This window comes from Pseudonocardia pini, from assembly GCF_013870575.1.
Lineage (GTDB): Bacteria > Actinomycetota > Actinomycetes > Mycobacteriales > Pseudonocardiaceae > Pseudonocardia > Pseudonocardia pini.
Genome location: NZ_JACBXB010000140.1, coordinates 1 through 9,448 on the forward strand (window position 1 = coordinate 1; position 9,448 = coordinate 9,448).

The window sequence follows — 9,448 nt, forward strand, 5'->3', positions numbered from 1 at the left end:
CGAACTCACGGATCTCGGTCCGCGGCGACTGCAGCAGCTCGCGACGCACCCGGCGGGCGCGCGGGCGGTGCGGTGGATCGAGGCGCGGATCGTGGCGTCGGGGCCGATGGTCATCGTGCCGTCGTACTTCGTGCCCTTCGGCGTGGTCACGGCCACGATCCTCTGTGGTGCACTCCGGATGCGGCTGCGCAGCGTGGTGGTCGCGTCCGCCGTCGGGGCCATGATCTGGGCCACGGTGTTCCTCGGCCTCGGCTACGTCGGCGCCACGGTGACGGGCAACCCGTGGTTCGGCTTCGCCCTCGCCGTCCCCGCCGCGCTGGTCATCGGCCTGCTGGCCAAGCGCAAGGTCGTCCGGGACGACGTCCGGGAGTGCACCTGCGAGCCCGAACCCGAGCACCACGAGGAGCCCTGCCCCCTCGCTGCGTGAGGTTCGGCGCTGTTCAAGATCGCACGTTTCGTGCTCTCAGCGCGGCATGATCGTGAGTTGCGTGCTCTCAGCGCGGTGCCCACAGCACTGAGAGCACGCAACCACCGATCATGAACCTCAGCGGCCGAGGATCTCGTTGACGCTGGTCGCATGCTCCGGCGCGCCGACGGGGAGGTCGGCGGCCTCGTCGGTCAGCGTGGCCTCCACCGCGTGCGGCTGGATGCGGCCGTCGCGGATCGCCTCGGCGTGGTGGCACGCCACCCGGTGCCCGGCCGGAGCGCCGTCGAGCTGCCGCAGCTGCGGGCGTTCCGCGGCACAGCGGTCCTGCTGCTTCCACGGGCACCGCGTGTGGAACCGGCACCCGGCCGGGGGCGCCGCCGGGGAGGGGAGGTCGCCCGCCAGCAGGATCCGCTCCCGTCGGTCCTCGGCCTCGGGGTCCGGGACCGGCACCGCCGAGAGCAGCGCCCTCGTGTACGGGTGCTGCGGGTCCGCGTAGAGGTCCCCGGCGGGCGCCTCCTCCACGATCCCGCCCAGGTACATCACCCCCACCCGGTCGCTGACGTGCCGGACCACGGCCAGGTCGTGCGCGATGACCAGGTAGGTCAGGCCCAGCTCCTGCTGCAGCCGGGACAGCAGGTTGAGCACCTGGGCCTGCACCGACACGTCGAGCGCGGAGACCGGCTCGTCCGCCACGATCAGGTCCGGCTCCACCGACAGCGCCCGCGCGATCCCGATCCGCTGCCGCTGCCCGCCGGAGAACTCGTGCGGGTACCGGCGCAGCGACCCCTTGGGCAACCCGACGGCGTCGACCAGCTCCTGCAGCCTCGCGTGCCCGCCGGTCAGGCCGTGCGCCTTCATGCCCTCCTGCAGCAGCGACTCCACGGACTGCCGCGGGTCCAGCGACGACATCGGGTCCTGGAACACCATCTGGAAGCGCCGCCGCGCCGTGCGCAGCTCCTCCCCACGAAGGCCCGCGATGTCCCGCCCGTCGAACCGGACGGCGCCGCGGGTGGGCTCGGTGAGCTTGAGGATCGCCCGGCCCAGCGTCGACTTGCCGCAGCCGGACTCCCCGACCAGGCCGTAGGTCTCGCCCTTCTCGATCGTCAGCGAGACGCCGTCGACCGCGTAGACGTGCCCGACGGTCCGGCTGACCAGCACCCCTTGCGTGATCGGGAAATGGACGGCGAGGTCCTCCACCTCGAGCAGGCTCATGATCCCTCCACCGGGTTGAAGCAGCGCAGGAGCCGCCCGTCGTGCTCCTCGACCTCGGGGGTCGAGGCAGTGCACACCTCCAGCGCACGCGGGCAGCGCGGCGCGAACGCGCACGCCGCCGTCCACGGCAGGTTGTCGTTGACCGAGCCGCGGATCGCGGTGAGCTCCTCGCCCGGCGGCCCGTCGAGCCGTGGGATCGAACCCAGCAACCCGTGCGTGTACGGGTGGCGCGGCGCGCGGAACAGCTCGTGCCGCTCCGCCCGCTCCACGATCCGGCCGCCGTAGAGCACGTTGACCCGGTCGCACAGCCCGGCGACGACGCCGAGGTCGTGCGTGATCATCACCAGCGCGGTCCCCGTCTCCGCGACCAGCTGTTTCAGCAGGTCCAGGATCTGCGCCTGGATGGTGACGTCCAGGGCGGTGGTCGGCTCGTCCGCGATCAGCAGGCGCGGGGTGCAGGCCAGCGCGATCGCGATCAGCGCGCGCTGCCGCATGCCGCCGGAGAGCTGGTGCGGGTAGGAGTCGAGCCGCCGCCGCGGGTCCGGGATGCCGACCCGGTCCAGCAGGTCGGCGGCCTCCCGGCGTGCTGCGTCCTTCTTCAGCCCGCGGTGCCGGGTCAGCACCTCCGTGACCTGCAGCCCCACCGGGATGACCGGGTTGAGCGACGAGAGCGGGTCCTGGAAGATCATCGACAGGTCCCGACCGCGGCGCTCGCGCATGCCCGCGTCGGACAGGTCGAGCAGGCTCTCGCCCTCCATCCGGACGGACCCGGTGACCCGGTTCCCCCGCTCCGGCAGCAGTCGCATGATCGCCAGCGAGGTCACCGACTTGCCACAGCCGGACTCCCCCACCAACCCGACGATCTCGCCGGGCTGCACGTCGAAGCTCACCCCGTCGACGGCGACCGAGTCCGGTTCGCCGCGCCGGGTGAACGCGACCGTGAGGTCCTCGACCTCCAACAGCGCCCTCATCAGCGCCGTCCCTTCGGGTCGAGCGCCTCGCGCAGGGCCTCGCCGAGCAGCGTGAACCCGAGCGCCACGAGGATGATCGCGATCGCCGGGTAGAACGCCAGGGCGGGCCGGACGTCGAGGTAGGCCTGGGCGTTGGCGAGCATGAGCCCCCATTCGGCGCGGGCCGGGTCGCCGTCGCCCAGCCCGAGGAAGGACAGTGCGGCGGCGTCCAGGATGGACGTGGCCAGGGTCAGCGTGGCCTGCACGATCACCGGGCCCATGGCGTTGGGCAGCATGTGCCGGATCACGATCGCGCTCCGCTTGACCCCGAGCGAGGTCGCCGCGAGCACGTGGTCGGACTCCCGCTGCGCGAGCATCGACCCGCGCAGCAGCCGCGCGAAGATCGGCACGTTGACCAGCGCGACCGCGATGATCACCGTGGTCTGGCTGGGCTGGGCGGCGAGCGCGGCGATCGAGATCGCGAGCAGCAGCGACGGGATGGACAGCAGCACGTCCGTGACGCGCATGAGCACCGTGTCCACCCAGCCACCGAACGCGCCCGCGAGCGCCCCGATCACCACGCCCAGCACCAGCCCGATCAGCGTGGCGAGCACCCCGACGATCAACGTCTGCCGAGAGGCCAGGATCAGCCGGGAGAAGAAGTCCCGGCCGTTCTGGTCGGAGCCGAGCGGGAAGCCGGGCTGCGCACCGGGGATCGAGTCCGGCCGCAGGTTCCGCTGCAGCTCGGGGAAGACGGCCGCGGCGTCGTGCGGGGCGATCAACGGAGCGAAGATCGACACCAGCACGAACAACCCGATGATCACCGCCCCGACGATCGCGACGGGGTTGCGGCGCAACCGGATCAGCGCATCGGCGGACAGGGAGCGGCCGCCGAGGTCGTCGATCCTGTTCCGGCGCCGGGCCAGGACGCTGGTCATCGCACCCTCACCCTCGGGTCGATCAGCGCGTAGGAGAGGTCGACGAGCAGGTTGACCAGCACGTAGACCAGGGCGCCGAGCAGCACGACCGCCTGCAGCCGCGGGTAGTCGCGGCGGGTGATCGCATCCGCCAGCAGCGTGCCGAGCCCACCCCAGACGAAGACCTTCTCGGTGAGCACGGCTCCCGCGAGGAGCAGGCCGGTCTGCAGGCCGATCGTCGTCGACACGGGGAGCAGGGCGTTGCGCAGCACGTGCCGCTCGCGGACCGTGCTCGGCGCGAGGCCCTTCGAGTTGGCCGTGCGCACGAAGTCGGACCCCATGACGTCGAGCACGGAGGCCCGGGTGATCCGCACGATCACCGCGAGGGGGATCGTGGCGAGCGCGATGGCGGGCAGGACCAGGTGCACGATCGCGTCCCAGGAGGCGTCGAACTCCCTGGTCACGAGGCCGTCGAGGATGGCGAAACCGGTCACGTGGGTGGCGTCGATGTCCACCGCCTGACGCCCCGACGGCGGGAACCACCCGAGGTCGACCGCGAACCACTGCTTGAGCAGGTAGCCGAGGAAGAACACCGGCACGGCGACGCCGACGAGCGTCCCGATCACGGTCGCGGTGTCCAGCGGGCGGCCGCGGTACCGCGCCGCCACGTAGCCCAGCGGGATCCCGAGCACCACGGCGATGAGCAGCGCGGCGATCGAGAGTTCGATGGTGGCGGGCAGCGCACGGGCGATCTCGGCCGTCACCGGCTGCCCGGTGATCAGCGAGTTGCCGAAGTCGCCGGTGAGGGCGCGGCCCAGGAACTTGACGTACTGCACCGGAATGGGCTGGTCGAGCCCCAGCACGGTGTTGAGCTCGGCGATCTTCTCCGGGGTCGCCTTGTCCCCCAACAACGCCGCGGCCGGTCCGCCGGGCAGCGAGCGCAGCCAGGCGAAGATCAGGACCGAGAGCAGCAGGAGGGTGGGGACGACCTGGATCAACCGCCGCACGATGAAGCGCAGCATGGTGGGAGTCCTTCCACGCCACGGGCCGACGGCGCGGGTGTGCGCCGTCGGCCCGTGGGTAGCGTCAGCTCTGGGTCTTGCTGACGGTGTTGAAGCGCTCGTCGGTCAGGGGGCTCGGGACCAGGCCCTGGATACCGGGCCCGACGACGATCGCAGGCGGGCTGCTGCTGATCGGCACGGCGGGCAGGTACTTGGCCATCAGGTCGCGGTTGGCCTGCTCGTAGGCCGCCTTCTTGCCCGCCGGGTCCACCACGGCGTCGGCCGCGGTGATCTCCGAGTACATCGCCGGGTCCTCGGGGCCGAACTCCGCCTTCTCACGCCCGAAGAAGGTCCCGATGAAGTTGCCGGCGTCGTTGTAGTCGCCGGTCCAGCCGAGCAGGTGGAGGTCCTGCTTGCCCGCGGTCTGGACGTCGTCCTTGAAGCCGCCGTTCCACGGCCGCGGCACCGGGTTGACCGTGATCCCCACCTGGCGCAGGTTCTCCGCGATCAGCTGGAAGATGTCGGTCGGGTTCGGCATGTACGGCCGCGAGACCTCGGTCGGGTAGTAGAAGTTCAGCGTCAGGTTCGACGCGCCGGCCTCGGCGAGCAGCTGCTTCGCCTTGTCCGGGTCGAAGGCGTACTGCTGCACGTCGCCCGCGTAGCCCTCGACGGTCTGCGGCATGAACTGGGTCGCCACCTCGGCGCCCTCGGGTAGCTTGGTCTGCACCAGCGCCTGGCGGTCGATGGCGTAGGCCAGCGCCTGGCGCACCCGGATGTCCTGCAGCGCAGGGTTGTTCTTGGTGTTGATGCCCATGTAGAGCACGTTGAACGGGTCCCGGATCAACACCTGCTGGCCCGCGCTCTTCAGCGACGCGTAGTCCGCCGGGCTGGGCAGGTCGTAGCCGTCGATGGTGCCGGCGGTCAGCTCCTGCTTGCGCGCGTTCTCGTCCGGGATCACGCGGAAGACGAGCTTGTCCAGCTTCGCCTTCTCACCCCAGTACTGGTCGTTGCGGACCAGGGTGATCGTGTTCGCCGTCCGGTCGTAGGACTCGAACTTGAACGCGCCGGTGCCCGTGGGGTGGTCCGTGGCGTAGGCCGGGTAGGAGAACGAGTCACCGGACTGCGTGACGTTGTTCGCGTCGAACTGCTGCAGCGCGGCCGGGCTCGAGATCGAGAAGGCGGTGAGGCCGAACGCGGCGGGGAAGGCGCCCTTGTACTTGGTGAGCGAGAGGACGGCCTGGTTGCCGTTGGCCTGGCAGCTGTCGTAGATGCCGCCCGCGCCCTTGAAGCCCTCGAAGACGTCCGCGTAGTAGATCATGTTGCTCTGCGCGGCCTCGCTGGACATCGTGCCCCAGCGGTCGAAGTTCGCGCACACCGCGGCCGCGTCGAGCGCGGTGCCGTCGGAGAAGGTCACGCCCTCGCGGATCGTGAAGGTCCACTGCTTGCCGTCCGGAGAGGACTCCCAGGCGGTGGCCAGACCGGGGGAGAGCTCGGTCGTGCCCGGCTTGTAGGTGATCAGCGTGTCGTACATCTGCCGGATCGGGCGGAAGCTCTCGCCGTCGTCATTGAAGATCGGGTCGAAGTTCTTCGGTGCGCCCGCGGCGCCGAAGACCATGGTTCCGCCGGTCGCCGCCGCCGCGTCGCCGGTTCCCCGGTCGGAGGACGCACATGCGGCGAGCGAGACGGTGAGCACGCCGGCGGCGATGCCGGCGAGCAGACGTCGTGTGGTGGGCATTGAGGAGACACCTCGAGGTCGTCGGGGTTTCAGATGGTGGGAGACGCTAGTCAAGGCAATTACCCACGGGTAGCCCCTGACGTCACAGTTGGGGCACAGCTACCTCAAACCCACCTCAAATGCGTGAGCAGTACGTAACAACCGCACCACCCACCCCGAGGGACCTCACTCGGCCGTGCGGCCTCCCGCCACCGAGCGCGACCTCAGGCGGGGTCGAACTCGCCGTTCTTCACACCGGCGACGAAGGCCGCCCACTCGTCCGAGGTGAAGTGCAGGGGGCGGGGCGCCTCGTCCTTGGTGTCGATCACCGCATAGCCGCCCTCCGCCGTCCGTCCGACGGCGACACAGCTCCCGGCGCTGCAGAAGCTGCTCGTGCGGTACTCGATCACGATCGTGTCCTCTCGGGGGAGCTCAGGTGCTGCTCGATCCGGTCCAGCGAGGCGGCGGGGTCCAGCGCCCGCTCCGCCACCTCTCCGAACACGTGCTCGTACAGCTCAACGTCTGCGGGTGCGTCCAGGTACGACTCGCCCGAAGGGCCCTCAACGTAGACCACATCGGACACACTCGGGTCAGCGAACCCCAGGAGGACGAACTCTCCCAGGTGAGCCCGGTCGAGCCCCGCGGAGAAGGGCAGCACCCGCAGGTCGACGTTCGGCCTCGCGGCCTGCTCGGCGAGGACCTCGAGCTGTCGACGCATGACGGCCCGACCGCCTGCCTCGCGGACCAGGATGCCCTCGTCGAGCACGACCTGGAGGTGCATCGGATCCGGCCGGTCGAGCGCACGCTGTCGCTCCATCCGGAGCTCGACGAGCTTCTCGATCGCCCGCCGACCGTGATGGGGCAGGAGGGCGGCGAGGACGGCCCGGGCATAGTCGCGCGTCTGCAGGAGACCGTGCAAGAACGCGAGATCGAAGGACGAGACGGAGGTCGCCTCCGCTTCGAGGGAGGGATAGCGCGCCGGGGCGTCCATCACGAACTTCTCCGGCTGGACCCCTTCCACGAAGGGCTCCCACCAACCGTGCGTCCGGCCCTCGCGGACCAGGCGGTGCAGCATGTCCCGCTCCGCGTCCGCGGAGACGCCGTAGATCCGGATGAGCTCGTTGACGTCCGGCATCTTCGGGATGCCCTTGCCCGTCTCCAGGCGGGAGATCTTGCTGGTGCTGCAGGTCATCAGCTCGGCCACCTCGTCGAGCGTCATGTCCGCCTTGAGCCGCAGCCTGCGCAGCTCGGCGCCGAGCCGCCGACGCGGCCCCGCCGGTCCCTGCTGAGGTGCCATGACTCCCTCACCGAACGTGCCGGAACCGTTGCTCCGAGAAGGTGATAGCGGTCTATGCAATTGCATGGTGGCTTGTCGTGCGGCACTCTACAGGTAGCTGGACCCCAGTGGTTCGCCTCACCTTGACCCGGGGTCCCAGGGACAGGAGGGCGCCCGTGACCAGCACGAACGGCAGCCGCCCCCGCCCGCCCCGGCGTGTCGCACCACTCTCCCGGTCCGGAGTCGTCGGACCCCTCAGCTCCCGGCAGACCGCCGGAGAGGAACCCAGTGAAGGTGAGTTCTCGATGAAGCAGATTCGCGCTGTTCACCCTGCCGGACACCCGTCCAGCAAGGTCGCCCGTCGCCGTTCCGGGAGGTGGTCCCCATGAGCGTTCTCGTCCTCGTCCTGGTCGGGCTGGGCGTGTTGGCCGTCATCGGCGTGGTCGTCGGCGTCATGGACGCCGCACAGTCCCGCGCCTGGCGGAGGGTCGCCGCTGAGCGGCGTCGCACCTGGGAGGTCCGCCACGGCGGCGGGTACCACGACTCCTGGAGCGACGACGACAGCGACTGACTGCGCAGTGCCGGGGGGTTCCTGCGCAGCACCCACCCCAGGCGGGGTGGGCACGCCCCCACCGGCCCTACCGGGAGGGAGAGACCATGTACGCCGTCCTCGTGGCCGTCCTGCTCGTGGCCCTGAGTGTCCTGTCGGTGTCCGTGGGCGTCGCGATCGCCCGCGAGAAGGCCGACCGGGAGCGGGACCGGCTCCGCGGTGTGGAGTGGGACCTGTGGCTCCGGGAGCACGAGATCACCTCGGCCGCATCCGTCGCCGGGTGCCCGTCGTGCGCGCTGCTGCACGCGAGGGCCGAGCTGCACTCGGCCCCGCCTGAGCCCTGAGTCAGCTCAGGACGCGGCGGCCTGCGAGGGCCCGGCCGAGGGTCATCTCGTCCGCGAACTCCAGGTCGCCGCCCATGGGCAGGCCGGACGCCAGGCGCGTCACGGACAGGCCCGGGAAGTCCCTGAGCAGCCGCACCAGATAGGTGGCCGTGGCCTCGCCCTCGGTGTTCGGGTCCGTGGCGATGATGACCTCGCCGATGTCGGTCTCGTCGCTCGCCGGGCCGGTGCCGCCGAGGCGGGCGAGCAGCTCACGGATGCGCAGCCCGTCGGGACCGATGCCGCCCAAGGGATCCAGGGCGCCGCCGAGCACGTGGTAGCGGCCCTTGAACTCGCGCGTGCGCTCCACGGCGAGGACGTCCTTCGGCTCCTCGACCACGCAGACGATCGTGGGGTCCCGGCGCGCGTCGGCGCAGTATCGGCAGCGCTCGTGCTCGGACACGTTGCCGCAGACCTCGCAGAACTGCACGCCCTCCTTGACCTGCTGGAGGACCTCCTGCAGCCGCGTGACGTCCGCCGCGTCGGCCGCGAGCAGGTGGAAGGCGATGCGCTGCGCGCTCTTCGGCCCGACGCCGGGGAGGCGGCCGAGCTCGTCGATCAGGTCCTGGACCGGTCCTTCGAACACCTCAGGCGCCGGGCAGACCGAATCCGCCGCCCAGGTCGCCGAGGCCACCGGTGAGCGGACCCATCTTCTCGGCCTGCAGCTCCTGCGCGGCGCGCGCCGCGTCCTGGATCGCGCCGACGAGCAGGTCCTGCAGCATCTCGACGTCCTCCGGGTCGACGACCTTCGGATCGATCTGGACGCTGCGCACCTCCCCCGCCGCGGTCTGCGTGACGCGGACCAGCCCGTTCCCGGCCTGCCCCGTGACCTCCGCCTCGGCGAGCTCCTGCTGGGCCGTCATGAGCTGTTCCTGCATCTTCTGCGCCTGCTGCAGGATCATCGCCATGTCCGGCTGACCACCCGGTTGCACCACAAGACTCCTCGCCGTGTCGCCCTCGAGAACCAGAGTAGCCGTGCGACGCTGTCCGCCGTGTCCGCCCCGCGCCGAGCCCTCCTGAC

12 protein-coding genes are annotated in these 9,448 nt (G+C 70.8%); 3 read left to right on the forward strand and 9 right to left on the reverse strand.

Features of this window, described 5'->3' with window-relative positions:
- A partial coding sequence (locus H5J29_RS11035; RefSeq protein ID WP_181780842.1) for a DedA family protein occupies positions 1 to 427 on the forward strand: 427 nt, incomplete at its 5' end.
- Between the two features lie 117 nt (positions 428 to 544).
- On the opposite strand, the gene H5J29_RS11040 is transcribed toward H5J29_RS11035, so the two are convergent.
- The 7 genes from H5J29_RS11040 to H5J29_RS11070 all read right to left on the reverse strand — a co-directional run bounded on the left by H5J29_RS11040 (position 545) and on the right by H5J29_RS11070 (position 7,518).
- A complete protein-coding gene (locus tag H5J29_RS11040) occupies positions 545 to 1,639 on the reverse strand; it encodes an ABC transporter ATP-binding protein (RefSeq protein WP_181780843.1) in 1,095 nt (364 codons plus the stop codon).
- Positions 1,636 to 2,610 carry an ABC transporter ATP-binding protein gene (locus tag H5J29_RS11045; RefSeq protein ID WP_181780844.1) on the reverse strand — a complete coding sequence of 325 codons (975 nt, stop codon included), beginning with the start codon at positions 2,608 to 2,610 and terminating at the stop codon, positions 1,636 to 1,638. The genes H5J29_RS11040 and H5J29_RS11045 overlap by 4 nt, the downstream gene beginning before the upstream one ends.
- Positions 2,610 to 3,527, reverse strand: coding sequence for an ABC transporter permease (locus H5J29_RS11050; protein ID WP_181780845.1), 918 nt, complete (start codon positions 3,525 to 3,527; stop codon positions 2,610 to 2,612). Before H5J29_RS11050 ends, H5J29_RS11045 begins: the two co-directional genes overlap by 1 nt.
- Entirely contained in the window at positions 3,524 to 4,528 is a 1,005-nt protein-coding gene (locus H5J29_RS11055) for an ABC transporter permease (RefSeq protein WP_181780846.1), read from the reverse strand. The genes H5J29_RS11050 and H5J29_RS11055 overlap by 4 nt, the downstream gene beginning before the upstream one ends.
- Positions 4,529 to 4,592: 64 nt before the next feature.
- A complete protein-coding gene (locus H5J29_RS11060) occupies positions 4,593 to 6,242 on the reverse strand; it encodes an ABC transporter substrate-binding protein (RefSeq protein WP_181780847.1) in 1,650 nt (549 codons plus the stop codon).
- A gap of 203 nt (positions 6,243 to 6,445) precedes the next feature.
- Positions 6,446 to 6,631, reverse strand: a complete 186-nt coding sequence (locus tag H5J29_RS11065; protein WP_181780848.1) for a DUF397 domain-containing protein — start codon at positions 6,629 to 6,631, stop codon at positions 6,446 to 6,448.
- Positions 6,628 to 7,518, reverse strand: a complete 891-nt coding sequence (locus H5J29_RS11070; protein WP_181780849.1) for a helix-turn-helix domain-containing protein — start codon at positions 7,516 to 7,518, stop codon at positions 6,628 to 6,630. Before H5J29_RS11070 ends, H5J29_RS11065 begins: the two co-directional genes overlap by 4 nt.
- A 364-nt stretch (positions 7,519 to 7,882) precedes the next feature.
- On the opposite strand from H5J29_RS11070, the gene H5J29_RS11075 reads away from it, so the two are divergent.
- Both H5J29_RS11075 and H5J29_RS11080 read left to right on the forward strand, forming a co-directional pair.
- Positions 7,883 to 8,068 (forward strand): hypothetical protein, encoded by a 186-nt coding sequence (locus H5J29_RS11075; protein ID WP_181780850.1) that lies wholly within the window; start codon positions 7,883 to 7,885, stop codon positions 8,066 to 8,068.
- 86 nt (positions 8,069 to 8,154) lie between these two features.
- Entirely contained in the window at positions 8,155 to 8,391 is a 237-nt protein-coding gene (locus H5J29_RS11080; protein ID WP_181780851.1) for a hypothetical protein, read from the forward strand.
- A 1-nt stretch (position 8,392) separates the two neighbouring features.
- On the opposite strand, the gene recR is transcribed toward H5J29_RS11080, so the two are convergent.
- Both recR and H5J29_RS11090 read right to left on the reverse strand, forming a co-directional pair.
- On the reverse strand, positions 8,393 to 9,013 hold the full coding sequence (gene recR / locus H5J29_RS11085) for a recombination mediator RecR (protein ID WP_181780852.1): 621 nt from the start codon (positions 9,011 to 9,013) through the stop codon (positions 8,393 to 8,395).
- Between the two features lies 1 nt (position 9,014).
- Positions 9,015 to 9,359 (reverse strand): YbaB/EbfC family nucleoid-associated protein, encoded by a 345-nt coding sequence (locus H5J29_RS11090; RefSeq protein ID WP_181780853.1) that lies wholly within the window; start codon positions 9,357 to 9,359, stop codon positions 9,015 to 9,017.
- Positions 9,360 to 9,448 lie beyond the last annotated feature (89 nt).

Coding starts and splice junctions, on each gene's coding strand:
- H5J29_RS11070 (WP_181780849.1), bottom strand. CDS start 7,518: ATGGCACCTCAGCAGGGACCGGCGGGGCCGCGTCGGCGGCTCGGCGCC.
- H5J29_RS11045 (WP_181780844.1), bottom strand. CDS start 2,610: ATGAGGGCGCTGTTGGAGGTCGAGGACCTCACGGTCGCGTTCACCCGG.
- H5J29_RS11040 (WP_181780843.1), bottom strand. CDS start 1,639: ATGAGCCTGCTCGAGGTGGAGGACCTCGCCGTCCATTTCCCGATCACG.
- H5J29_RS11055 (WP_181780846.1), bottom strand. CDS start 4,528: ATGCTGCGCTTCATCGTGCGGCGGTTGATCCAGGTCGTCCCCACCCTC.
- H5J29_RS11075 (WP_181780850.1), top strand. CDS start 7,883: ATGAGCGTTCTCGTCCTCGTCCTGGTCGGGCTGGGCGTGTTGGCCGTC.
- H5J29_RS11080 (WP_181780851.1), top strand. CDS start 8,155: ATGTACGCCGTCCTCGTGGCCGTCCTGCTCGTGGCCCTGAGTGTCCTG.
- H5J29_RS11050 (WP_181780845.1), bottom strand. CDS start 3,527: ATGACCAGCGTCCTGGCCCGGCGCCGGAACAGGATCGACGACCTCGGC.
- H5J29_RS11060 (WP_181780847.1), bottom strand. CDS start 6,242: ATGCCCACCACACGACGTCTGCTCGCCGGCATCGCCGCCGGCGTGCTC.